22 protein-coding genes are annotated in these 24,764 nt (G+C 59.3%); 8 read left to right on the forward strand and 14 right to left on the reverse strand.

Features of this window, described 5'->3' with window-relative positions; translation table 11 throughout:
* Positions 1-50: 50 nt before the first annotated feature.
* Positions 51-1,151 carry a site-specific integrase gene (locus QP908_RS02505; protein WP_239268567.1) on the forward strand — a complete coding sequence of 367 codons (1,101 nt, stop codon included), beginning with the start codon at positions 51-53 and terminating at the stop codon, positions 1,149-1,151.
* A gap of 266 nt (positions 1,152-1,417) precedes the next feature.
* On the opposite strand, the gene QP908_RS02510 is transcribed toward QP908_RS02505, so the two are convergent.
* From QP908_RS02510 to QP908_RS02525, 4 genes are all read right to left on the reverse strand, one after another.
* Entirely contained in the window at positions 1,418-2,791 is a 1,374-nt protein-coding gene (locus tag QP908_RS02510; protein ID WP_239268569.1) for an NAD-dependent succinate-semialdehyde dehydrogenase, read from the reverse strand.
* A gap of 124 nt (positions 2,792-2,915) precedes the next feature.
* Positions 2,916-4,121 carry an oxygenase MpaB family protein gene (locus tag QP908_RS02515; protein ID WP_239275161.1) on the reverse strand — a complete coding sequence of 402 codons (1,206 nt, stop codon included), beginning with the start codon at positions 4,119-4,121 and terminating at the stop codon, positions 2,916-2,918.
* 34 nt (positions 4,122-4,155) lie between these two features.
* On the reverse strand, positions 4,156-5,532 hold the full coding sequence (locus tag QP908_RS02520; RefSeq protein WP_239268573.1) for an oxygenase MpaB family protein: 1,377 nt from the start codon (positions 5,530-5,532) through the stop codon (positions 4,156-4,158).
* A gap of 58 nt (positions 5,533-5,590) precedes the next feature.
* A complete protein-coding gene (locus tag QP908_RS02525) occupies positions 5,591-6,904 on the reverse strand; it encodes an oxygenase MpaB family protein (protein WP_284771583.1) in 1,314 nt (437 codons plus the stop codon).
* A gap of 449 nt (positions 6,905-7,353) precedes the next feature.
* On the opposite strand from QP908_RS02525, the gene QP908_RS02530 reads away from it, so the two are divergent.
* The gene (locus QP908_RS02530) at positions 7,354-8,406 is read left to right on the forward strand and encodes a PDR/VanB family oxidoreductase (protein WP_239268577.1); all 1,053 of its coding nucleotides are present in this window, start codon (positions 7,354-7,356) and stop codon (positions 8,404-8,406) included.
* Positions 8,407-8,479: 73 nt separating this feature from the next.
* Here QP908_RS02530 and QP908_RS02535 read toward each other — a convergent pair whose 3' ends face one another.
* The 4 genes from QP908_RS02535 to QP908_RS02550 form a co-directional block, all read right to left on the reverse strand.
* On the reverse strand, positions 8,480-9,403 hold the full coding sequence (locus tag QP908_RS02535) for a DMT family transporter (protein ID WP_239268579.1): 924 nt from the start codon (positions 9,401-9,403) through the stop codon (positions 8,480-8,482).
* 145 nt (positions 9,404-9,548) lie between these two features.
* The gene (gene accC / locus QP908_RS02540; RefSeq protein WP_005284133.1) at positions 9,549-10,925 is read right to left on the reverse strand and encodes an acetyl-CoA carboxylase biotin carboxylase subunit; all 1,377 of its coding nucleotides are present in this window, start codon (positions 10,923-10,925) and stop codon (positions 9,549-9,551) included.
* A gap of 17 nt (positions 10,926-10,942) precedes the next feature.
* Positions 10,943-11,500 carry an acetyl-CoA carboxylase biotin carboxyl carrier protein gene (gene accB, locus QP908_RS02545; protein WP_239275167.1) on the reverse strand — a complete coding sequence of 186 codons (558 nt, stop codon included), beginning with the start codon at positions 11,498-11,500 and terminating at the stop codon, positions 10,943-10,945.
* A 2-nt stretch (positions 11,501-11,502) separates the two neighbouring features.
* The gene (locus QP908_RS02550; RefSeq protein WP_239268583.1) at positions 11,503-13,059 is read right to left on the reverse strand and encodes a hydroxymethylglutaryl-CoA lyase-like TIM-barrel protein; all 1,557 of its coding nucleotides are present in this window, start codon (positions 13,057-13,059) and stop codon (positions 11,503-11,505) included.
* A gap of 425 nt (positions 13,060-13,484) precedes the next feature.
* Here QP908_RS02550 and QP908_RS02555 point away from each other — a divergent pair, with 425 nt between their 5' ends.
* Positions 13,485-14,831: an MFS transporter gene (locus QP908_RS02555; protein WP_239275169.1), complete on the forward strand. Its 1,347-nt coding sequence runs from the start codon at positions 13,485-13,487 to the stop codon at positions 14,829-14,831.
* 73 nt (positions 14,832-14,904) lie between these two features.
* Here the strand turns inward: QP908_RS02555 and QP908_RS02560 are convergent, their stop codons facing one another.
* Together QP908_RS02560 and QP908_RS02565 are read right to left on the reverse strand one after the other, a co-directional pair.
* Positions 14,905-15,546 carry a 3-oxoacid CoA-transferase subunit B gene (locus QP908_RS02560; RefSeq protein WP_005278126.1) on the reverse strand — a complete coding sequence of 214 codons (642 nt, stop codon included), beginning with the start codon at positions 15,544-15,546 and terminating at the stop codon, positions 14,905-14,907.
* A complete protein-coding gene (locus tag QP908_RS02565) occupies positions 15,546-16,289 on the reverse strand; it encodes a CoA transferase subunit A (protein ID WP_239268587.1) in 744 nt (247 codons plus the stop codon). The genes QP908_RS02560 and QP908_RS02565 overlap by 1 nt, the downstream gene beginning before the upstream one ends.
* A gap of 116 nt (positions 16,290-16,405) precedes the next feature.
* Between QP908_RS02565 and QP908_RS02570 the strand changes: the two genes are divergently transcribed.
* Together QP908_RS02570 and QP908_RS02575 are read left to right on the forward strand one after the other, a co-directional pair.
* The gene (locus tag QP908_RS02570) at positions 16,406-17,179 is read left to right on the forward strand and encodes an IclR family transcriptional regulator domain-containing protein (protein ID WP_023029078.1); all 774 of its coding nucleotides are present in this window, start codon (positions 16,406-16,408) and stop codon (positions 17,177-17,179) included.
* A gap of 9 nt (positions 17,180-17,188) precedes the next feature.
* Entirely contained in the window at positions 17,189-18,406 is a 1,218-nt protein-coding gene (locus QP908_RS02575; RefSeq protein WP_284771584.1) for an acetyl-CoA C-acetyltransferase, read from the forward strand.
* A 44-nt stretch (positions 18,407-18,450) separates the two neighbouring features.
* On the opposite strand, the gene QP908_RS02580 is transcribed toward QP908_RS02575, so the two are convergent.
* Both QP908_RS02580 and QP908_RS02585 read right to left on the reverse strand, forming a co-directional pair.
* Positions 18,451-19,737 carry an acid phosphatase gene (locus QP908_RS02580; RefSeq protein WP_239275171.1) on the reverse strand — a complete coding sequence of 429 codons (1,287 nt, stop codon included), beginning with the start codon at positions 19,735-19,737 and terminating at the stop codon, positions 18,451-18,453.
* Between the two features lie 144 nt (positions 19,738-19,881).
* Complete coding sequence (locus tag QP908_RS02585; protein WP_255716704.1) at positions 19,882-20,007, reverse strand: hypothetical protein; 126 nt, start codon at positions 20,005-20,007, stop codon at positions 19,882-19,884.
* 138 nt (positions 20,008-20,145) lie between these two features.
* On the opposite strand from QP908_RS02585, the gene QP908_RS02590 reads away from it, so the two are divergent.
* On the forward strand, positions 20,146-20,427 hold the full coding sequence (locus QP908_RS02590) for a hypothetical protein (protein WP_023023385.1): 282 nt from the start codon (positions 20,146-20,148) through the stop codon (positions 20,425-20,427).
* Positions 20,428-20,494: 67 nt separating this feature from the next.
* On the opposite strand, the gene dnaG is transcribed toward QP908_RS02590, so the two are convergent.
* Positions 20,495-22,414, reverse strand: coding sequence for a DNA primase (gene dnaG / locus QP908_RS02595; RefSeq protein WP_239268593.1), 1,920 nt, complete (start codon positions 22,412-22,414; stop codon positions 20,495-20,497).
* 225 nt (positions 22,415-22,639) lie between these two features.
* On the opposite strand from dnaG, the gene QP908_RS02600 reads away from it, so the two are divergent.
* Entirely contained in the window at positions 22,640-23,062 is a 423-nt protein-coding gene (locus tag QP908_RS02600; RefSeq protein ID WP_239268595.1) for a guanyl-specific ribonuclease, read from the forward strand.
* 2 nt (positions 23,063-23,064) lie between these two features.
* Positions 23,065-23,298 (forward strand): hypothetical protein, encoded by a 234-nt coding sequence (locus QP908_RS02605; protein WP_005284161.1) that lies wholly within the window; start codon positions 23,065-23,067, stop codon positions 23,296-23,298.
* Positions 23,299-23,471: 173 nt separating this feature from the next.
* Here QP908_RS02605 and QP908_RS02610 read toward each other — a convergent pair whose 3' ends face one another.
* Positions 23,472-24,764: a deoxyguanosinetriphosphate triphosphohydrolase gene (locus tag QP908_RS02610; protein WP_284771585.1), complete on the reverse strand. Its 1,293-nt coding sequence runs from the start codon at positions 24,762-24,764 to the stop codon at positions 23,472-23,474.

Here is a 24,764-nt window from a genome sequence, read left to right on the forward strand (position 1 = left end):
CCGGGACGGGTATCACCCCATCCGATTAAAGAACAGAACAGGTCTGTCTTATGGCATCAATCAAGCAATACAAGACCGCCAAGGGTAAAGCTTGGCGCGTGCAGTACCGCTCCCCCGATGGGCGGAATCGCACCAAGCGTGGATTCCGCACTAAAAATGAAGCACAAGCCTGGGCTGACAAAAACGCCGTCCACATGAACGAGCAAAACTGGATAGACCCCAACGCCGGCAAAGTGACTATTGGTGAGGTTGCTGTGCCGTGGGAGGCGAACCTGACTCACCTGAAGCCTAAGACGCGGCATGACATGCTTGCGGTGTGGCGTAACCACGTGGAACCAAAGTGGGGCGGGCGTCAGGTGGCCGGCATTAAACCCTCGGAGGTACAAGCATGGGTGTCCAGCCTGGATAGGTCGGCGTCGTTGGTTAGGCAGGCCCATGCGGTGCTGGCGCAGATTCTTGACCTGGCGGTGATGGATAAGGCGGTGCGGGAGAACCCAGCGCGGGGCGTGAAACTACCGCGTAAGGGTGCGGCGCGGAAAGTGTATCTCACAGCGGAACAGCTAAGCCTATTGGTGAGTGAATGCACACGCTATCAGGAGTTGGTCTGGCTGCTTGGCACCGTGGGCCTGCGTTGGGGTGAAGCCGCAGCACTCAGGGTACGAGATGTGAACGTGCTACGGAATCGCATCAACGTGGAGCGTAATGCGGTCACCGTGGGCAGTGAGGTGATTATTGGTACGCCTAAAACCCATGAAGTGCGGGAAGTGTCTGTGCCCGTGTCCGTGATGCGGATGCTGGTCCCTGTGATGGAGAGTAAGGGGCCGGATGAGTTGCTGTGGCCGCGTCGTGACGGCACTCCGATGAAGCCGCCTACGCATGGCAAGTGGTACTACAACGCACTGGATAGGTGCATGGATAAGTACCCGGATTTTCCGCGAGTCACCCCGCACGGGCTTAGGCATGTGGCGGCGGGATTGATGATTTCCGCCGGGGCGAATGTGAAGGTTGTGCAAAGGCAACTCGGGCATTCTTCGGCTGCGATGACCCTTGATATTTACGCTGAATTGTTTGATGAGGATTTGGAGGCGGTGGGCAGTGCTGTGGATGAAAAGATTTCAGATGTCGTCAAATTGTCGTCACGTAGGGCTTAAAAAGGGTGTTTATGCAGGTTAAATGGGGTTTAGGTGGCTGGTTCGACCCCAGTTGGAGGAGCAGACTACATCCCGCCCAGCATTGCGCTGAGCGGGATTTTTCGTATACGCCACACAGCTCGAGTTCAGAGGGTTGCGGAAGATACAGGTTAAGCACAACGGGGACAGGAAAAGGGGCCTAGCCAATCAAGGCTAGGCCCCTTCCCTACTGCACTCTATGCGCTCGCCGCAGGCTCAGGGAGCGCTGAGCGAGCGTCAACGAGTAATTAGTCGTTGATGTAGAGGTACTGCTTGTTCACGAACTCGTCCAGTGCGAAGACGGAGAGCTCGCGGCCGAAGCCGGAGTTCTTAACGCCACCGAATGGCAGTACTGGGGAGAAGTACTGGCCCAGGTTGACGTGAATCATGCCGGTTTCGATCTGGTCAGCAACCTTGGTGGCGCGCTCGGTATCATCGGAGAAGACGGCACCGCCCAGGCCGTAGTTGGAGTTGTTGGCCAGCTCTACGGCTTCCTTCTCGGAGGAAACCTTGTAGATCTCTGCTACTGGGCCGAAGAACTCTTCGTAGTAGGAGTCGGAACCGACGGGGACATCGGTAAGCACGGTCGGCTCGTAGTACGCAGCGGTCTCGTGCAGGTTACCGCCGGTGCGAACCTTAGCGCCGTTGTCCACAGCGGTCTTGACCTGCTTGTCCAAGTTCTCTGCTGCTTCGCGGGAGGACATTGGGTAGTACTGGTTCTCGCCCGGCTGGGTTGGGTCAGCCTGCTTCATGCCCTCAGCAATGCGGACCATTTCATCGACGAACTCGTCGTAGATGTCTTCCATGACGATGATGCGCTTGTTGGAGGTGCAAGCCTGGCCAACGTTTTCGATGCGCTTGACCCAAGCGTCCTCGGCAGCCTTGGTGATATCGGCTGCATCCAGGATGATGTAGGGGTCGGTGCTGCCAAGCTCCAGCACAACCTTCTTCAGGTTGCGGCCAGCGATCTCGGCCACGGCGGCACCGGCGCGCTCGGAACCGGTCAGGGATACGCCCTGGACGCGCTTGTCCCCGATGATCTCTTCAATCTGCTTGTGGTCGGCGTACACGTTGATGTACACGCCCTCTGGCAGGCCAGCCTCGCGGAAGATCTCCTCGATGGCTGCAGCGGACTTCGGGGTAATTTCGGCGTGCTTCAAGATGATGCAGTTGCCGTTCATCAGGTTCGGGCCGGCGAAGCGGGCGACCTGGTAGAAGGGGTAGTTCCACGGCATGATGCCCAGCAGGGTACCAATGGGCAGGCGGCGGAGGGTGGCCTTGCCGCCTGGCACGTCAACCGGCTGGTCCTTGTTGTGCTCTGGGGCGTTGTCTGCATAGAACTGCAGGATGTCGCCGGAGAAGTTAATTTCCCACTCGCCTTCTGGGGTGGACTTACCCATCTCCTGTGCGGCAATCTTGGATAGCTCGCCCTTGCGCTCCTTGAGCAGTTCCGCGGCGCGGGACACAATCTTGGCGCGCTCCTCAATTGGGGTCTCGCGCCAGGTCTGGAAAGCCTCGTTGGACTTAGCCAGAACCTCTTGGATCTGCTCATCGCTAAAGGTGTCGAATTTCTCTACTACTTCATTGGTAGCGGGGTTAGTTACCGCAAAATCCTTGGACATTATTGGATCCCTTTCTAATTGGATTCTTGGAACTAATGTGGCGACGAACACAGTCTGTGTGCGCCTGCCACAAGAGTACTTAAAGTTCTAGTGACGTGTCACCCATGAAAGTGGGTAATTTGTTTTAGGAGGCCGCGACGACCGAGCCATCCTTCATCTTGATGCCCTCATCCTGCTTCATATAGGTGGCATCGCGGGTGAGCATCTGGCGCACCGCCTCCTCGTTCTTCTGGATTTCCGCTTCGAGCGCTTCCGAGTCTTGGCGGAGGAGGTCAAAGCGCTCCTGCACCAGCGGTGCCTCCATTTGCAGGATGGGGCGCATGACGGAGTCGGCCACGCCACAGGCATCGGCGACCTCATCGCCGTGAATGATGCGCACGTGCGCGGCGGTCCAGTCCGCCAAGGTGTCATCGGGCATGCCCGTGAGCTCCTTGGCGTTGACGACGAAGCCGTCCATGAGGGCATCAACAAGCTTGCGGGCCGATTCGTTGATCTCGCCGTCGACGGTGTGGATGGCATCCATGGTCTCCTGGGAGGCCTCTACCCCATCTTCGCCTTCGAAAAGGTCCGCGGAAATGCCCAGCATGCGCCCGGCAATCTTCCACAGGTAGAACGCGTCTTTTTCTTCTTCTGCGGTAAGCTTCCAGCCCATGTTGCGCAGGCCAGCGTATGGAATGTAGGTGAAATCAAACCAGGTGCGCAGCATGTCGAACTCGCTGATCGGAGCACCGTAGTGGGAGTAATCCAGCTCCTTGCGGGTGTGCACACGCCGCACGTGGGCGTGGATGGCGCGCACCATGCCGGTGTGAATGAAGCCTTCGCCGCCGGGTTGCAGCGCATTCGGCAGGTAGAGCGAATAGGTCCAGTTGGTGGTGTAGGCAAGGCGCTTGACGGCGCCATCGGTAAGCTCACCGGTGTTGACCAGCAAGTCCGCGATCGCTGGGGTGGAATAGGTGTGGACCAGCGAGCCCGGGCCCAGCGCCAGGCCGTGGCTAAGCGGCGGGATGGACAGGTAGACGCGGCGGCCGCGCTCCAGCTTTTCGGCGTCGATGCCGTCAAGTGCCTTGGTCATGTCCTCAATAAGGGCGGCAACCTCGGGGAAGGTGTCCTCGTTGGCGGTGCCGCGCGCGAGGGCATCGCGCAGGTTAGGCATGATTTCCTTGACGGTGTGGCCGCTGGTAAACAGCGCATCAGCCACCGGGTCCATCTTCCAGAAAGCCTCGTGGTAGCGGTCTGCGCGCTCTTGGCCAAAGGTGGCGATGAATTCATCCTTATCGCCGCGGCCAGCAGGCCACTCGCCGACGGTACCTAGGGACATAGTGTTAGTCATGGTGTTCTCCTCTGAGAATGTTATGGGGGATGGGTTAGCTGCGAGCTTCTTTAGAGTCATCGTGCAGCGTGTAATCGGATTTGGTCTCGGGCTCGTTTTTCGCGATGTGTGCCTTGATCACCGCGGTGACATCGGACCATGGCGGCTTATTCTTATTGGCGCGCTTAATCTTTGCCTTTTGCGCACCCGGCAGCTTGTCCCGCAGGCGCGCAACCTTGGCTTCTGCGCGCGCGGCACCCCGATACAGGATGGCCCACGGCTTGTAGTTCACCTTTTCCCAGCGCGTGCCCTTAACCATGAACTTGGTATCTTCCACGCCGCAAATGGTGGTCAGCGCACCAAGCGCCATCTTGGGAACCAGCGGGTGGATGGTTTCTAGAATGCTCATTAAGGCGGTGGCCACGCGCTCGTGATAGGTGGAGGAATACCCGCCATTGGCGTAGATATAATCCGTCATCTTACGCATTTCATCGCCAGTCTTGGGGATGAGGCGCTCTTCGGCGCCCATCATATAAAGGATGTATCCCCAGTACTGGGCCACATCGTCCCAATCCTGGCCGGAGTGCGGGCGGCCAAAGCGCTCGTCGATGGCCAACGGCATCATCCCGAACCAGCCCTCACCGGAGACCAGGAAGCTGGAGCCAATCGGCCGTCCGAATTCGTTGTAGTGCTCCTTGCCCCACATCTTTTCTAGGCCACGATTGGCCTGGGAATGCAGCAAGCGCACGCGCACGGCGGCCTTGCGACCTTCGCCGAAGCGGTCAAAGACGTCCTTTTTGCCCAAGTCAGTGAAGAATTGCGCCGTTTCAATGGAGCGCTGCATGGCCTTGAACTCGAACATGCCGGTCTCGCCCGTGGCCGCCGATGTGCGGTCCTCCATCGTGGTGGCCCAGTATGCGAAGGCGATGGCCAGAACCTCTGAGGTGCGCGTGACGTTGTAATAGGCCACACGGCCGCGCTCTGCGGCCTCAAGATCCAGCCACTCCGGAATGCGGTCTACCTCTTTGAAGAAGTCCACCAGCTCCGACGCGGGGTCTTCTACCGTCTCGATGCCGTGGTTAAGCGCCTGCTCAAACTTGGCGCGCGATTCCTTGGCGCCATCACGGCGGAAGGCCTGCGCCAGCTTTTCACCGGTCTCATCGGTCTGCCACATGTGGTCATCAAGAAGCTTGGTTTGCAGGCTATCGTAGCCAGACCATTCATCTTCTACGGTGTGCCAGGAATCGAAGATATTGTGTCGCAGCTCGGACCAGCCTGGGGCCGCGGTGCGACGCTTCGGCGCCGGGCGCAGGTCCATGCCATCGCGGTAGAAGTAGCGGAAATCCTCATAGGGATTATCGGACATAGGCAGAACCTTTGGTTCCACCTGCGACGTGTTGGCAGCCTCAGACGTATCTGTGGGAGCAGTCATTGTATTTCATTCCCTTCCTTATTATTAGGCCTTGATAACTAGCTGTGGGGCGCAGCGGCTAGTTCCGGCGGGCTTCCTTGGAGTCATCGTGCAGGGTCCACTCGGCCTTGACGTCTGGCTCATGGTTGTTGATGTGCTCTTGCACTTCCTCCAAGGCATTGATCCACAGCGGGCGCCCTTGCGCGGCGTTGTGCTTCTTGTATTCCTCCGCGCCCGGCTTTTCATCGGCTTCGCGGGCTTCCTTTGCCTCTGCGCGCGCCTTGGCCTCAAAGTCTTTGGCTGCCTGAGAAAAGTCCATATCGGCCCAGCGGGTTCCTTCCACCATGAACTTGGTGTCTTCTTCTCCCACTAGCGTTGCCAGCGAACCCAACATTTCCAGCGGAAGGTCCGGGTTCATCTGCTCCACGATGGACATCAGTGCCGTGGCCACCCGCTGGTGGTACGTGGAAGAGCGCCCGCCGTTTGCGTAAATGAAATCGGTCATCTTGCGCATTTCATCGCCGGTCTTGGGGATGATGCGTTCTTCGCCGCCCATCATGTACAGCACATATGCCCAGTATTGGGCGACATCGTCCCAGTCCTGGCCGGAGTGCGGGCGCCCGAAAAGCTCGTCGATGGCCAGCGGCATGAGCGCGAACCAGCCTTCACCGGAGACCAAAAAGCTAGAGCCAATCGGCCGGCCGAATTCGTTGTAGTGCTCCTTGCCCCAAAGCTTTTCCAGCCCGCGGTTAGCCTGGGCGTGCAGCAGGCGGACGTGGACTGCGGCCTTGCGGCCTTCGCCAAAGCGGTCGAATACGTCCTGTTTGCCCAAGTCCACGAAGAACTTGGAGGTCTCCAGCGCGCGCTGCATGGCCTTGAACTCAAACATGCCCGTCTCACCGGTGGCCGCAGAGGTGCGGTCTTCCATGGTGGTGGCCCAATAGCCAAAGTTGAAGGTGAGAAGGTCCGCGCTCGGGGTGGCGTTGTAGTAGGCAACGCGCCCGCGCTCGGCGGCTTCAAGGTCGATCCAGTCTGGGATGTTATCGACCTGCTCGAAGAAAGCCACCAATTCCGGCGATGGGTCCTCGACGGTCTCGATTCCTCCATTCAGCGCCTGCTCGAACTTTGTGCGCGATTCCTTGGCACCATCGCGGCGGAAAGATTCTGCTAACGCGGCACCCAGTTCATCAGTTTGCCACATGTGATCATCGAGCAAACGAGTCTGCTGGGTGTCGTAGCCTTCCCACTCGTCATGAACGGTGTGCCAGTGGTCAAAAATATTGTGGCGCAGGGTGGACCAGCCGGGTTTGTCCACGCGGCGCTTCGGCGCCGGGCGCAGGTCCATGCCATCGCGGTAGAAGTAGCGGAAATCCTCATAGGGATTATCGGACATGGGCAGAACCTTAGGTTCAGTCCGAGTATCAGTAGGAGCAGTCATGGGGAGTAAACAACCTTTCCAATCTTGGTGCCACACCACACACGTTTCCTGTTTATGTGGCGTAGTTCACCATTTAGCTGTGCCCGTAAGCCTATAGAGACTTTGCTCGCGACCGCAATGAATTTTGAATCCAATTTTCTGGGAAATTTCTGGCCGCCAACGCCGCTACTACGCCCGCCTTCACAGCACCTATCCCCTCCTGCGCAAATAGCAAAAATGGCCATCTTGGCAGATTTTGCAAACCTTCTGCCTGCTCACCCCATATAGGTGTACCAGCCGTACATCTGTCCGCTATGCGAACGCATTTGTAACCTGTATCTCGCTCCAGGCTGTACCATGATGTGCATTACATGCAGTGAATTGGCACTGAACTACAGTCACGAAAGTGAGGTCTATTCACCCCTATGCCTACTTCTCCTTCTCAACCCGCGCCCCAGCTTGCCGATGTCCCCTCCACCACCGCCACGGTGCACAACGTCACCGCCGTAGCCGATGACCTTTCGGTCATCGCGTTTTCACTGGACGGTGATGCTCCGCTCGCGGATTACTCCCCCGGCTGCCACGTCGATATCACCCTCCCGGGAGCCAACGGTGAGATGCTTACCCGCCAGTACTCGGTTTTTGAGCTGACCGGCATCTCCTCCCCTCCTGCCGGCCAACAGGAACGGCCAACGTATGGCGTCGCGGTAAAGCGCGAGGAAAACTCCACGGGTGGCTCGATTGCGATGCTCAAACTGCGCCACGGGGATAGTTTTAAGATCTCGCAGGCATTTAATAACTTCGAGCTCGTGGCAGACGCCGGCTACTACGTCTTGGTCGGCGCCGGAGTGGGCATTACCCCTATGCTCTCTATGGCCCAATCCCTCGAGCGCGAGAACAAACCGTATATAGTGCTCTTTTTCGCGCGCGATAGCCACCACGCGGTGCTGCTCGAGCAATTGCGCGAAACCTGCGGCGATAAACTCATCGAGGTCTTTGGCCGCCCGCGCGAGAAGCAAGCAGATATCTACCGGCACCTGCTGGGCCAGGCGCCAAAGGAGACGGCCTTTTATGTCTGCGGTCCGCAAGGATTTATGGATTCCGCCAAAGAAATCGCACTCGACTACCTGCCCGAGCACGCCTTTCACTGGGAGAACTTCCACCCCGATCTACAAGCGCTATCCGGTGAGAAAAACGCCGGGGCCGGCGACGGTCCGTTCGAAGTAGAATTTTGCGGAGAGACGGTAGAAATCCCAGAGAATAAGACGGTCCTAGAGGTCCTCGAGGATCTCGATCTGCCCGTAAAATCGCGCTGCCTGGAAGGAACGTGCAGCACCTGCCTGATGCGCGTGGTTGACGGCGAGCCAGACCACCGGGATTCCGTCTATGACGCGCAAATGTATGCCGAGGGCGCCTTCGCGCCATGCGTCTCCCGAGCACTAAGCCCCAAGCTCACCTTAGAGCGCTGGCGGCAATAACCCTTCGCTCCGGTCCCAGCCGGGAGTGGGAGCGAAGGGGAATAAAGGGGGTATCGGCAAGCGCGGCACAGCCCTAAAGGGCGCGCACCATAATCACGCCGATGATGACCAAGACCAGGCCGATGATGCGGTGGACCGGCGGCAGGCCGCGCTTGGCATTGCCCCAGCCCAGCGATTCAATGACCTGGCCGCAAATGATTGAGCCCACCAGCGAGCCGATGACCGTCGTGCCAGTGCCGATCATGGGCGAAAGCGTCGCTCCACCAACCACAAAAAGCGCGCCGAGCACACCGCCGAGCCACATCCACCAGGGCCCAGGGGCGATACCGCTCAAAAGGGCACGGCGGGGTGCCTTCCAGCCCAGGGTGAGCAGGGCCAACAGGATCACGCCGACGCCCAGGGAAATGACGCTGGCGGGCATGGGGCTGTGCAACGCGCCTCCCAGGTAGCCGTTGACGGCGGTTTGGGTGGCAGAGCCCATGCCGATGAGCACGCCGAAGACCCGCCACAGCCACAGCGAAAGCCCGGTGGCTTGCGCGCGCGTGGTGGCAGCGCCCCGGCCGATTTCTAGCACCAAGGCGATGCCGCCCACCACGATGAGGGCGCCGAGGATGCGCAGCGGGCCGACGGGAACCAAGGGGGATTCGAAAAGGCCGGTCAGATCATAAATAAGGCCCATCGTCACCTGTCCCAGGATGGGAAGGATGACGGTTTCTACGCTGCCGATGCGCGGGAAGAGCAGGATATTTCCCACGATGAAGGCCACGCCCATAAAGCCGCCGAGCCACACCCACCACGGTTGCGCGGCCGCCAGCGCCAGGTCCGGTATCGCGTCACCGGTGACTATCAGCGCAAGGATGGCGGAGACGGCAAAGCCGATAATGAAGGAGAAGAACCCGGCGGCGATGGGCGAGCCCACGGACTCGCGCAGTCGTGTATTAATGGCCGTTTGCGCCGGCACGATGGCGCCGACCAGCATGGCGGCAATAACCAACATTGTTTTTCCTTCCCCCACAGGTTTAGGTCTAAGCAAAGCCTGGAACCAGGCGTTAAATAGAGATGTAATTTTAGAGGCTTAAAATGCAAAAAAGTGCAGGCCGGCAAAAGCGGAACCTGCACTCTCTCGCTAGAAGGAGCCGAGTTTAGTCATCCGTAGGGATCGAGTCGGTGCCTTCCAGCAACTTGGCAACGTAACCAGTGTTGAACTCGCCACTGCGGAACTTTTCACTGTCCAACAGCATGGCCTGGAATGGCGCCGTGGTAACAACGCCTTCTACCTGCAGCTCGTCGATGGCGCGCAGCATGCGGGTAATGGCCTCATCACGGTCTTCTGCCCATACGATGAGCTTGCCCACCATGGAGTCATAGAACGGCGGGATGGTGTAGCCCGTTTCGATGTGGGTATCCATGCGCACACCGAAGCCACCTGGCACGCGGTAGTGCTCGATCTTGCCCGGCCGCGGCGCGAAGTTCTGGTTCGGATCCTCGGCGTTGATGCGGCACTCGATGGCGTGGCCACGAATCTCCACATCATCCTGGGTGATGGATAGCTTCTGCCCGGAGGCAATGCGCAGCTGCTCCTTGATGAGGTCCACACCGGTGATCATCTCCGTAACCGGGTGCTCCACCTGGATGCGGGTGTTCATCTCGATGAAGTAGAACTTATCTTCGGTGTTATCGAAGACGAACTCGATGGTTCCGGCGTTCTTGTACTTCACCTCTTTACACAGGTTAATCGCGGCTTCCTGCATCTCCTGGCGCAGCTCATCGGTCAACACCGGCGAAGGGCCTTCCTCAATGAGCTTCTGGTTGCGGCGCTGCGAGGTGCAGTCGCGCTCGCCCAGGGCGACGGCGTTTTCGCCATCGGCCAGCACCTGGATCTCAATGTGGCGGATATCCGTCAAGAAACGCTCGATGTAGACCGACGGGTCATTGAACGCGGACTCAGCCTCATTCATGATCTCGTTGAGGTCCTTTTCCAGCGTGTCCTCGGATTCCACGACGCGCATACCGCGTCCACCACCACCGGCGGCCGCCTTAATCAGCAGCGGGAAGCCGGTGTTATGGGCAACCTCAAGCGCTTCGTCGAACTCGGTGACCACGCCGTCGGAGCCCGGAACGGTGGGAACACCGGCGGACTTGGCGATGCGCTTAGCCGCGATCTTGTCACCCATCAAGCCAATGTGCTCAGCCGAAGGGCCAACAAAGCCGATCTCTTCTTCTTCCACCATGCGGACAAAGTCCGGCTTTTCGGACAAGAAGCCGTAGCCCGGGTGAATGGCATCTGCCTTGTACGCCATGGCTGCGGAGATGACCAGCTCGGGACTGTTGTAGCTCTTGGAAACATTCGCCGGGCCGATGCACACTGCTTGATCAGCGAGTTTTACCGGCAAGGAGTCCTTATCGCCTTCGGAATAAGTAAGGATGGACTTGATGCCCAATTCCTTGCAGGCGCGAATGATGCGAAGCGCAATCTCACCGCGGTTAGCGATGAGCACGCTACCTAGTAGATCTGACATATTTTCCTCCAGGTCGATTACTTCGGCTGGATGACCATGATGGGCTGGCCGTGCTCCACGGCGTCCTCGTTATCTACAAGGATTTCCTTCACGGTGCCAGCAACCTTGGACTCGATGTTGTTCATCAGCTTCATAACCTCGACGATGCACAGCACCTGGCCAACCTCAACCTCGTCGCCCACCTTGACGAACGGATCTGCGCCAGGCTTCGGAGCGGCGTAGAAGGTACCGACCATGGGAGCCTTCACGGTCTCGCCTTCTGCGGACGGCTCACCGGAACCGGAGGCCTTTGCCTCTTCCTTCGGAGCTTCCTCCTGCGCCGGAGCAGGCTTGGACTCTGGCTCAGCGGCTGGGGCTGGGGCGGCCTCTGGGGCTGCGTCCTGTGCTGGTGCGGCAGCTGGAGCTGCGGCCGGAGCGGCTTCCGGAGCCGGTGCCGGGCGGTTCAGGCCGCCTGGGGTGCGGGACATCGCGAGCTCGACGTCGCCGTACTTGATCTGCAGCTCTTGGATGTCATCAGACAGGTTGGCCCACTTCAGCAGGGACTTCAGGTCGTGCAAGTTGGTGGAATCAGTCATGGTTACTTTTCTCCTTTGGTGAGGTTGATTTCCAAATCGGAAGTCTTGAGGTGGAAGTCGGTGGTATCGGAAGAGTCGTAGATTTGCTGTACCAGGGAGGTAAGGACGCCGCCCTTGACGCCTTCGCCCTCGCCGCCGCGGCCTTCGGCCACGAAGCGCTTCATTTCATCGACCTGGCTGCCGGCGAACATCACGCGCAGCAACAGGGTGTCGATGTCCTCGTCCGGGTGGGCCTTCTTCAGGTCCGGCAGAACCGGCTTGAGCTCTGGGATTTCCTCCGTAATTTCGGAGGAACCGTTGGCCATAATCTTCTCCAGCACGTCTGGGTCCAGCGGGGCGAGCGGCTCGCCATAGTAGCCCAAGGCGTACTTTTTAATCTCGTTCGGGACCACGGAGTATCGGTCACCCGTCGTCACATTCATGACGGCCTGGGTTCCTACGAACTGGGCGAACGGCGTAATCATAATGGGGTATGCGAGCTCTTCGCGCACGCGTGCGACCTCGTACAGCAGCTCTTCGAAGCGGTCACCCAACCCAGCGGTTTCCAGCTGGGATTCGAAGTTGGTGAGCATGCCGCCGGGCAGCTGGTGCATGTAGTGCAGGCCATCGAATGCGCGCGGAACGCCAACTGGCTTATCTTCCGTATCGGCGATTTCCTGAATGCGCTCGCTGGCGGAATCGATGCGCTCATCGTCAACGTCCACCGTGTAGCCCAGTGCGCGAAGATCGCGCACTACGGCCTGGGTGGCCGGCTGTCCCGGGCCATTGGCCAGCGGGGCGATGGAGGTGTGGATGGAGTCCACGCCCAATTCTGCAGCGTAGAGGTAGGTCAGCGGGGACAGTCCGGTCAGCGAGTGGGTGTGTACCTCGAGCGGGACGTCACCGATGGAGCTGCGGATCGCCGGGATGAGGGTCTTCAAACGATCCGGAGTAAGCAGGCCGCCGGCGTCTTTTAGCATGATGCGGTCCACATCGGTGCGCTCGAGCAGCTCCGTGGCCTTTCGCTTGTACAGGTCATCGGTGTGTACGGGGCTCAAGCAGTAGGACAATGCGCCGAAGGTTTCGGCACCGAGTTCCTTAGCCAGCTTGAGGCCCTGGTCGATGTTGTCGATGTCATTCAAGCCATCGAAGGAACCGATCACACGGAAGCCATTGGCGTAGAGACGCTCGGTCCAGTTCAAGATGGCGTCATCCGGCAGGAAGTCAAAGGAGGCCAGGTTCTTGGAACGAATCAGGGCGCGGAACTTGGTGCCCGGCGCGGCGTTCTCGTGTACGAGGCGAACGCGCTCCCACGGGTCTTCCTTGAGGTAGCGCACGGACACGTCGAACTGGATGGGCGCTACCAAGTCCACGTGCTCGAAACCGGCGTTGGTGATGTCATCCAACAGCGACAGGATGTGACTCGTGGTCATGCGGGTGGCCCAGATGCTCTGGTGCGCATCACGCAGGGTGGTATCGATGATGTTGATCTTGCGCTCGCTATCGGCCGGGCGTCCGCCCGCGGCCATGATTTCGGCGAGGCCTTCTGTGCTTAGTTCCTCGGGACTAAGAGCAGTCATAAATCCCTCCTTAGGGTGTGGCTCCGGAAAGACTCGGTTGGTTCACAGTGATGGTTCACTTTGGTGGTTCAAGACTCTTCGAGAACCTTCCGTGTCGTGGCTCACACGCTACACCACACCTAAATTTTCAGCGCCGGAATTCCGGCCAAAAATGACCTTTTCCTACGAATTCCAAGCTCGTCACGGCAAAGAATTTATACAAATACCCCTATACGGGGTCACAGTGCGCACTACCGTTCACTTAGCGAACAGCGAGTTTTTATGGGCATTCCCCCTGAAAAGTGGTGGACGACATGCACTTTCTAGTCGGTAACCAAATCAGCCCCTGTAGCGCTGCCGCTTTCGTGGCCTACATCGCGGTCTAAGCGAAGTGTGATGTGCGTAATATCCTTCTCAACATTTCGGACCCATACCTAGGAGGAACAATGACTTCTACCGCCCCGCCGAGCCCCACGCCCACTAAGTCATCGGGCGCGACAAAAACAGACCGCAAATCCCTCGCAGCCAGCCTGACCGGCCAGGTCCTGGAATGGTACGAGTGGAGCTCCTATGCGGTCTTCGCCCCGTTCATCGCCGCGGCGATGTTCGACAAGGGCGATAACGCCTCCGCACTGCTTGCCACCTTCGGTGTCTTCGCCGTCGGCTTCTTGGTCCGCCCGCTGGGCGGCATCGTCTTTGGCCACATCGCCGACCAGCGCGGCCGCAAGACCGTCTTGATGACCACCATCATCATGATGGCTAGCGCCTCGGTCCTCATCGGCTTGCTGCCCACCTACGAATCCATTGGTATCTGGGCCTCCGTCGGCCTGCTCTTCATCCGCGTGCTACAGGGGTTTGCACACGGTGGTGAATCCGCAGCTGCCAATAGCTACATCCCTGAGATCGCCCCGAACGCCCACCGCGGCCGCTGGGGTTCCATGGTCTATGTCTCCATCTTCGGCGGCTCGGTCATCGCCTACGTCTTGGGTGGCGGCATTTCACTGGTCCTGACGGACGAGCAGATTGGCGCTTGGGGCTGGCGCATTCCGTTCCTCCTGGGTGCCGCCGCAGCGTTGGTTGCGTTGTACCTGTGCCGCCACATGAAGGAATCGGATCACTTCCAGGAAATCGATAGCGCCGAGCCCACCGTTGAGGCTCCGAAGCGCACCAAGAAGTCCGTGAACTCGGAAAAGCCTGCCTCTGTTGTCCGCCCGGCGTGGCAGAATATCTTGCTCGTCGTGGGTATGGTCTCCGGCGTTACGGCCTCGCACTACACGTGGACCTCCTATGTTTCCACCTACGCCATTAGCCACGAGGGGATGTCCATTCAGGGTGCTTATTGGGTCACCGTGGCCGCACAGACCGCCGGTCTCATTGCCCTACCGCTGTGGGGCAGCCTGTCCGATAAAATCGGCCGCAAGCCAGTGATCTACATCTGCGCCATCGGCCTAGCCATCCTGCAGATCCCACTGATGAACTTCATCGATGATCGCCCATGGACCCTGCTGGTGGCCTCCACCGTCGGTGTGGTCATCGTTGCCGCCGGCGGCGCGCTGTTGTCCTCCATCATGTCCGAGGTCTTCCCCACCGCCCAGCGCACCCGCAGCATCGGCCTGGCCTATTCGCTGTCCGTTGCCGTCTTCGGCGGTACCGCACCGTATATCTACCAGTGGTTCGTAGCCCACGGCCTTACCTGGGCTTCTGGCTTCTACGTCGTCGCACTGTGCATCCTGACGCTTATCAGCATGTACATTCTGCCTGAAACCAAGGGCGTGGACCTGCGCGATGTCTAATCCACCCGCGAAACACTAAATCGCCGCTTCCCAGTCTCTCCCGGGAAGCGGCGATTTTCACGTCCACAACTAATTAATCGAGCGCTACCTTAAAGGGTGCGTCCGTGACCTCACGGATGGACTCCTCGGTTTCACCCTCGGCGACCTCGATAAGCGTCAGGCCCTCCAGCTCGTCCACGGTGAATACAGCGCGGTCGGTGATAATCAGATCCACACAGCGAGCGCCGGTCAGCGGCAGCTGGCACTCTGCCAGAATCTTGGAATCGCCGTGCTTGGATACGTGCTGCATCATCACCACGATGCGCTTGGCGCCGTGCACCAAATCCATCGCACCGCCCATGCCCTTGACCATCTTGCCGGGAATCATCCAGTTGGCCAGGTCGCCGAACTGGGATACCTCCATGGCACCGAGCACCGCGACGTCAATGGCGCGGGAGCGGATCATGGCAAAGGACTCGGACGAGGAGAAGAAGGATGCACCTGGGGCTTCGGTAATGGTTTCTTTACCGGCATTGATGAGCTCCGGATCAACCTTGTCCTCTTCAGGGTAGGCACCAACGCCCAGGATTCCGTTTTCAGAATGCAGGACCACCTCGCGGCCCTCTGGCAGGTAGCCCGGGATGAGCGTCGGCATGCCGATGCCCAGGTTGACGTAGTCACCATTGTCCAGTTCTTGTGCGGCGCGTGCCGCCATTTCTTCGCGTGACCAGGTCATTACTTGCTCACCGTCCTGAATTCGATTCCGGTTTCTTGTTTGCCCACTTCCACTACGCGGTCCACGTAGATTCCGGGCACATCCACCTCTGCGGGCGGAACCGCTTCAACCAGCTGCTCCGCTTGCACGATGGTGACATCGGCGGACTTGGCCGCATCGGGGTTGAAGTTCTGCGCGGTCTTATTAAAGGCAAGGTTGCCAAAGCGGTCCGCGCGGGCGGCATGGACGAAGGCGAAGTCCGGGGTAAGGGCTTCTTCCATGACGTAGAGCTCGCCGTTGAACTCGCGGGTTTCCTTCGGTGCGGAGGTCTCCGCGATGGTGCCGTCGGGGTTGTAGCGGGTGGGGATATCGCCATCGGCAAGCGGCGTGCCCACGCCAGCCTTGGTGTAGAAGGCCGGAATGCCCGCGCCACCGGCGCGCATGCGCTCTGCCAGGGTGCCCTGCGGGGTAAATTCGACGGTAAGCTCGCCCTCGAGGTACTGGCGCGCGTATTCCTTATTGGTTCCCAGGTAGGAACCAATGGAGCGGGCGATGCGGTGATCCTTGAGTAGTAGGCCAAGGCCGAAATCATCCGTACCGAGGTTATTGGAAATGATGGTGAGCTCGCTCGCGCCTTGGGAACGCAGCGCGGCAATGAGTTGCGCTGGAATACCCACAAGGCCGAATCCGCCCACCGCGATGGAGGAACCGTCCGGGATATCCGCGACGGCCTCCTCTACTGAGGCTATGACTTTATTCAACATGGGCCTTAGACTACGTGCGGTTCACAGACAGCACAAGGGTTCAGAATGCGAACACGATCGGGTACACTGAAGAGATCTGGGACACTTAACCCTAAAAATAGCTTGGAGGACACACCGTGGCAGATACCCCCGTAGTGCAATCATTAGCCCGCGGACTCAATGTCATTCACTCGTTTAATGGCGAACGCCCGCGGCAAACACTGGCCCAGGTTGCCGAGGTCACAGGCCTAGCGCGCGCCACCGCACGTCGCTTTTTACACACGCTTGTCGCGGAAGGATACGCCCGCACCGATGGCTCGGATTTTTGGCTCACCCCGCGCGTTTTGGAACTGGGCTACTCCTATCTATCGAGCTTGGGACTGCCGGATATTTCCCAGCCCCATTTGAGGGAGTTATCCACCAAACTCGATGAGTCCTGCTCCGTGAGCGTGCTCGACCGCGACACCGTGGTCTATATCGCCCGCGCCGCCGCTCACCGCATTATGTCCACCAATATCACCATCGGTACGCGCTTCCCGGCGCACGCCACGTCCATGGGCCAGGTGCTGCTCGCCGATTTAACGCCGGCGGAGCTGGATGAGTACTTCGCCACCACCGCTCCGCTCGAGCAGGTCACCCCGCATACCCTGGTATCCCAGGATGCACTGCGGGCCCGCCTCGGCGAGGTCCGACGGCGCGGCTGGGTCATCGTGGACCAAGAGCTAGAAATAGGCCTGCGCTCCATCGCCGTTCCCATCCGGGATCGCACCGGGCGCGCTGTGGCGGCCATCAATATTTCCACCCAGACCTCCGTGTATTCCACCCAAGATCTCACCGCGCAGCTCCTCCCCGAGCTCCTCACTACCTGCGCGGCCATTTCCCACGATCTCACTACCACCGAAATTTCCTAAGGAGAATCCATGCATACTCAAGACGTTGTCCTGTGCTACCCCAAGCGCACCCCAGTCGGCCGCTACGGCGGCGCGCTCAAATCCGTCCCCGTCCAGGATCTGGCCAGCCTGGTGGTATCCACCATCGTGGAAGAATCCGGCATCGACCCGAACATCATCGATGACATCATCCTCGGCCAAGCCTCCCCGAACGGCGCTGCGCCTGCCTTGGGCCGAGTCGCCGCCCTCGATGCCGGCCTCCCCGTCTCCGTGACCGGCATGCAGCTCGACCGCCGCTGCGGCTCCGGCCTGCAAGCCATCGTCACCGCCGCCGCCCACGTCGCCACCGGCGCGGCCGAGGTGGTCATCGCCGGCGGTGCCGAATCCATGTCGCGCACCGAGTACACCGTGGACGGCGATATTCGCTGGGGTGCGAAGGGCGGAAACATGGTCTTTCGCGATCGCCTCCAGGAGGCCCGCGAAACCGCCGGTGGTAAAAACCACCCCATCCCCAGCGGCATGATCGAAACCGCCGAAAACCTCCGCCGCGAGCGTTCCCTGTCGCGCAAGGATCAGGATGAGCTTGCGGTGCGTTCCCACCACAACGCTGCCCGCGCGCAGGAGCAGGCGCTTTTCGATACCGAAATCGTCCCCGTCTCCGTCCCCCAGCGCAAGGGTGATCCCATCATCGTGGACAAGGATGAACACGTGCGCGCTGATTCCAGCGTGGAAAAGCTATCCAAGCTCCGCCCGGTGATGGGCAAGCAGGACGACGAGGCCACGGTGACCGCGGGTAACGCCTCCGGTCAAAACGACGGCGCCGCCGCCGTCCTCGTTACCACCCGTGACAAGGCCGACGAGCTTGGTCTCGAGCCGATGGTGGTCTTGAAGGGTTGGGCGCTTGCCGGCGTGGAGCCAGAGCGCATGGGCATCGCACCGGTTGAGGCAACCCGCAAGGTCATGGACCGCCTCGATCTCACCTTCGATGACCTCGATCTCATCGAGCTCAATGAGGCCTTTGCCGCCCAAGCCCTCGCGGTACTAGATCAGTGGGGTATTTCCCCCGAAGATCCTCGCTTGAACCCCAATGGCTCCGGCATCTCGCTGGGCCACCCAGTGGGAGCGACCGGTGCCCGCATCGTGGTTACCGCCGCGCACCACCTGCGCCACACCGGCGGCAAGCGCGCGCTGGTTACGATGTGCATCGGCGGCGGCCAGGGCCTTGCCGCCATAATCGAAACCGCCTAGTCCTCGCAGTGAGGGCCTAGGCGGTTTCGGGGCGGGCGACCAAGCTAGCCTTGGACGCTCACGCTGCCATCTGCATTGACGTTGACTTGCGCCGCCATGGCACGGGCAACGTTAAGCCGCTGCCAGGAGCCGTCCTTGCCTTGCCAATCCAATGGATTGCCGGCAGGGCGTGCGGTCTGGCGTAGCACCTCGGCGCGCTGTTCCGGAGTCAGGTCCGGGTGGGAAGCGGCGAGGAGTACCGGGGCGGCCTGCGGCACAACCATCGACGCATCCGTCGGATTGCTTGGAGTGAAATCATAATCCAAGAAATCCGTGTATTCGTCTACAGCATCTGTAGTGGATCGGTATTCCTTACCATCGGCCCTATCTTGTGCGACGAGTTCTTCTACAGATTTGCCCGTACGCCACTGAATCTCTTCACGAATTTCCTGCGCAGCCTGCTGCAATGCATCGCGCATGCGGTCATCGTTCAAGCGATCCGCCGCCGCAGCTTGACCGGTCATGCGTCCACCAATGACGTCCAATGGGTAGTGCACACCCAGTACGACGCGGTGGTTTCCTGCTTCGGCGCCGCGCAGCATTAGTTGCGGGCCTACCTCCGGAAGCATAGAAGCCATCAAAGTGGTGATCCACGTTGCCTGGTTAGTGTGCCCAGAAGGGAAAGCCGGCGAAGTGGAATAGAGATCCTTCGACTCGTCTTCGTAGCGGTTAATAGCATCGGGTGCCTGCACGAATGGGCGGTCATAGCGGAAGTAGTACTTTTCTGCGAAGGTGGAGCTAGCCAGTCCACCAGCACGGGCGGCGTAGCCATTGCCCAGCAGGTACTGAGTCTTTGGCAGTCGATGCTCTGCCAAGGCCTCGCGGAATGCGCCGCCTAGGCTCTCCCCCATGGAGTCAGAAATGGCCTCGAGCATCCCACCGGAGCTTGCCTTGGCATCGGATTGCGCACGGGCGATCAGCTCAGGGTCATCGGCAGCCGCATTGTTAATGGCCACTACCTTATCCATGTTTTCTTCAAGGACCTCAGGCTGGTGCTTAATCTGGTCAAACTCGCGGACAACCTGCCAATAGTTGCCAAATTGGTAGGACGAAATATCGGATTCAAAGCCTGCCAGATAGTCCACACCAAAGGGCTGAGGAACCGGCGCGCCTGGGTGCTGCACTGGAGAGGGGCCGATACTGGATCCACTGCTAGATCCCTGTACCTGCGGCACCTTGGACGAAAGCTCACCCGCCTGCGCAGCGGGTGCAAAGGAAGCAACGGTGAAGCTGGCGGCCGCTCCGAGAGCAAGTACTCGACGCGAAACACCACGATTGAAAATACGGGTCATATAACGCAACTTTCAGCTAGAAGTGATTTCCTCTGCACACTAACCAGCTAACGTTAAGGAAATATGAACTGCGCGCTAACCTTTCTCAGCGCTTTTTTAAACAAATAGTTATATGACCGCTCAAGCTAATCGATGCCTCCCTGCCTACTCCACCCAGAACCATGTTTCCTCGGACGGTTCGGCACCAGACGCGGACAAGCCCGCCGTGGCGAGTGCAGCAAATGCCACCGCGGCGGCCATGGCCGAATCTCGCTGCTGATGAAGAATCATTAACTCAATCTAGCGCGAATGGGCGCCGATGAAAACAGGAAGGCACTTCCAGCGGGCGGTTTCGGCGCGAAACCGTACTTACGCGGTAAGCTAGAGAGGAACTTTTGCTCGCATAGGATAAAGGGGAATTAGTCAATAATGATCCAATTCGTCTTCGGCGCCGCCGCAGGGTACGTATTTGGCACCAAAGCGGGCCGCAAGCGCTACCACCAAATGAAAAGCGCCTACCAAAAGACCGTCAACTCCCCCGCCACCAAATCCGCGGTGCGTTCCGCGCGCAAGATGGTAGCCAACCGCCTGGATCCCGAGCCACGCATGCGCGAAATCCACGACCTTTCCGAAAAGCGCCGGGGCAAAGGCAAGGCTCGCGGGAACCAGGCTCCACAGGCAGACCGGATTTATGAACCCGATGAGGATTAAAACCTTTCCCCGTTAGCCCTTCCCCGCGCAGCACCTGAACTAGCGCTCGAGTGCCTGCCCGGGGATTTTATATACCTGGCGTACCGCGAAAGGCGCGGTCATTTAACTCGCGGCGGGCCTGCTCCAAGGCAATGAGGTCCGCGAACAGGGAGTTATAGCCGGCCTCATCATCGGTAGGCCGCATCCGGCCCAACTGGGCTTTCAGCTGTGCAATCTGATCGCCCACGACGGTTTCCTGCAGCCGCGAGAGTACGGAATCCGCATATTTTTCTGCGCCTACGTCCGTGGGCAGGATGGCCTCGACTGCCAGCTCGGAGACGAAATTCCTTCCCGTCAGATCCTGCATTTCCCCAGCAACGGCGGCAATCCAATCCACCCCGGACATAGTGGCGCCCTTGTCTGCCCCGCCCACTGCGGAAATCGCCTGCCGGACAATGCGGTAGGCGTCGTTGGTGTAGGCATCGGCAGTAATGCCATCAAAGTACGAGCCAACTACCTCCGGCATCTGCAAGGCCAACTTTAGCGCCTCCCGCTGCGGCCACAGATGGGTCTCCTTCGGGCTGGGCGGATGGATCATGGGCACATCCTGCTGCGCCGGCTGCGGCTGTGCATTATCAAAGCGGCGTATCGTCGGCTTATCCGCCTTCTTCGGTTTCTTCGCCTCCGCGCGCACTTGGCGGAGCACCTCTTCCGGATCGTTCCAGCCCACCCAGCCGGCAAGCCGGCGGGCGTACTCGCGCTGCAGGGGCTGGTCCCGGATTTGCGCGACGATGGGCACCGCCCGCCGCAAAGCCTGCAAGCGGCCTTCGGCAGTATCAATCCGGAAATCAGCAATAACCGACTGAATGACGAATTCAAACATGGGGATGCGGTCTGCCACCAGATCGCGCACCGCGGCATCGCCCTTTTCAAGGCGCAGATCGCACGGGTCCATGCCGTCTGGCGCCACAGAGACGAAGGATTGTCCGGTAAATTTCTGCTCCCCGTCAAAGGCACGCATCGCGGCCTTCTGTCCCGCCTCATCACCATCGAAGGTGTAGATGAGCTCGCCGTGGAAATAGGAATCATCCAGCATGAGCCGGCGCAGCACCTGCAGGTGCTCCCCACCAAAGGCCGTACCGCATGAGGCCACGGCAGTCTTAATGCCTGCCGCGTACATGGCCATCACATCCGTATAGCCTTCCACCACCACAGCTTGGTGTCCTTCTGCGATATTGCGCTTGGCCAAATCCAGCCCAAAGAGCACCTTGGACTTGTGATAAAGCATGGTCTCGGACGTATTCATGTACTTGCCCAGCTTGTCATCATCAAAGAGCTTGCGCGCGCCAAAGCCAATGACGTTGCCGGAAAGATCCTTAATGGGCCACAGCAACCGGCGGTGAAAACGGTCAATGGGACCGCGCTTGCCCATCTTGGAAATGCCGGCCGCCTCTAGCTCTTCAAAGGAAAACCCCATGCGCAACAGGTGCTTTGTGGCGGTGTCCCAACCTTCTGGGGCGTATCCGCACTCGAAATCATAAATAACCTCGCGGCTAAACCCGCGGTCCAGCAAAAAATTGCGCGCCGTTGCCGCCTCCGGGGTTTCCAGCTGCTTCCGGTAGAACTCGTGCACCGCCTTATTCGCAGCGATTAGCCGCTGCCGAGTACCCGGCTTCTCATTGCGGGCACCGGTCGAGCCGCCCTGGTAATTAATGTGGTAGCCGATCTTCTGCGCTACGGCTTCCACGGCCTCCGGAAAAGAGACCTGTTCCATTTCCATTAGGAAGCTGAATACATCGCCGCCTTTTCCGGTGGAAAAACAGTGATAATAACCGCGCTGCGGGCGGACGTGGAAGGACGGTGTCTTTTCATCCTTGAAAGGGCTCAAGCCCTTCAAAGAATCATGCCCTGCTGGTTTGAGCTGCACATATTCGCCTACAATTTCTTCTAAAGGCGCGCGTTCACGGATAGCTTGGATATCACTGTCCGGAATTCTGCCCTTTGCCATGGCTACAGACTACCCCGCCCATTTATCGGATGCTTAACTGCCAAAGCCAGGATGGTCGCATTGGGCGGTGCCACTCAACAAGTACACAGAATCACCGTGTTTTACCCACATGTGTGGCGGCCTCTCCCCGGGTATTCCCACCCCCGTGACGGGGCAATTTTGAATATTGGCCTTGACACGGTGGACGTTTATGTTTTCGAGATATTTCCTGCAACAATAGGGAGCATGTCCAAGTCCAAAGCGTCTAAGAAATCGCTTCCAGTGGCCCTTGGTGGACTCGCCATCGTCGCAGGTGCTAGCTACTTCGGCTTCGACCTCGGCGGTGATGAGGATGCAACGTCGACGGATGAGACCTGCGCTATTTCTTCCCTTCCCAGCGAGGCCGAAGAAACCGCAGGCGATATTCTCGCCGGTGGCCCCTATGACTACCCCGACAATGACAATTCCCATTTTGGCAATTATGAAGGCGTCCTCCCCAAGCAGGCGCAGGACTACTACCGCGAGTACACGGTAGAAACCCCTGGCAGTAACCATCGCGGTTCGAGGCGCATCGTCACCGGCGGCGGCACCGAAACCGACCCCGATGTGTGGTACTACACCGACGACCATTACCAAACATTCTGTTCTATCCCGGACGCAGAGGACTAATAGTGCACCGCATTTTAATTACGGAACCCATCCGTACCCGTACGGATTTCTTCAATGCCTTAGGACGCACCCATGGTTGCGTGGATTGTGGCCCGCGCAGCCTAGAGGATCTAGCTAAATTCCTACGCGAGAATGAGGTCTCCACCATCGTCGCAGCCAACATGGAAATGGAATTGGATGACTTCGCGGCCATCGCGGCCATCGCCCAGGATGAAGGCGTTAGGCTCGCACGCTAATAGCTACTCTGCAGATGCTGACATTCCGCGATGCTATAGGTCCACTGCAATAACTGAGCATTGCGCGCCCTCAGATATCACTTTTCCGCCTCAAAAATAGCAGCAGAGGTTGCACTTTTCGCGAACACCAGCGCCGAAGTTCCTCCGAAGGAGCCCCACGGCCTGCATAGCTACTAGTCCAAGAACCCCGAAAGGTCAGCGCTTCGGCGGGCAAGCCGCTCGAGGCGGGATTCGGTCATGGAAGCGATCTGATCAATGATGGCGCGGTCGCGAGCGGCCTCGGTATCGGCCTGCTCCCACCACAGGCGGAAAGTGGCATCGAGCGAACCGGGCGCACCGGCAACGAGGTAGTCGTAGACGCGGTAGATGCGTTCGCGCTGGCGGTCTTGGCGCGCTAGGTGCGCTGGTTCATCCATTACATAAAGCACAGCAATCGTCTTGAGGAGCTTGACCTCTGCCTGCGCCAAGGGCGGAACGTGCAGGTCACCGTGCATGCGGCCGAGCGTATTGGCACTGATAAGTTCGGCATTCGCCTCCGAGGTGGCACCGATGGTGGCGCCCACATAGCGTCCCACCAGCTCAGAGGTCATCTTTTTCAGCTTGGCATAATCGCGCAGGGTGTAGTCGAAATTCCCAAGAGCGTTGATGACATCGAGGTTGCGCAGGCTATCGGCGGCTTCCAAGAGCTCATCGGCAGTTCCGCCAAAGGCCTCGGCGCCCTTTTCTGCAAGGTGGGCTAGCTCCACCAAATCCCACAGCACGTTCAAGGAAATGCGCTGGGAGATGATGCCGTCTTCCACATCGTGCACGGAATAGGCAATATCATCGGACCAGTCCATGACCTGGGCTTCGATGCACTTTCGCTTATCGCTATGGCCTTCGCGCAGCCACGCTAAAAGGTCAGCGTCCTCATCATAAGCGCCGTATTTGCGGTTGATGGTGCCATCCGGATTGGTCTTGGTCCAGGGATATTTGCACGCACCATCGAGCGCGGCCCGGGTGAGGTTGAGGCCAAAGCTGTAGGCGGTGCCATCGGCGTCCTCGACTAAGACCTTGGGTTCGAGCCGCGTGAGGATGCGCAGGGTTTGCGCATTTCCCTCGAAACCGCCCTGCGCGACCTCATTAAGGGCATTTTCGCCGTTGTGGCCATAGGGCGGGTGGCCGATATCGTGGGTGAGCCCGGCCATGTCACAGAGATCCGGATCGAGTCCGAGGCCTGCGCCGATGCCGCGGGCGATCTGGCCGACCTCGAGCGAGTGGGTAAGCCGGGTGCGCGGGGTATCGCCATCGCGTGGGCCTACGACCTGAGTTTTATCCGCCAATCGCCGCAGAGCAGCCGAGTGCAAAACGCGGGCGCGGTCGCGGGAGAATACCCCGCGGTGTTCTTCAATATCGCTAATCGTGGATCCCTTGGGCCGTTCTTCGGCCAGCCGGGCAAAATCAGCTGCAGCATAAGAGTAAGACAC

The organism is Corynebacterium sp. MSK204, assembly GCF_030229885.1.
Lineage (GTDB): Bacteria > Actinomycetota > Actinomycetes > Mycobacteriales > Mycobacteriaceae > Corynebacterium.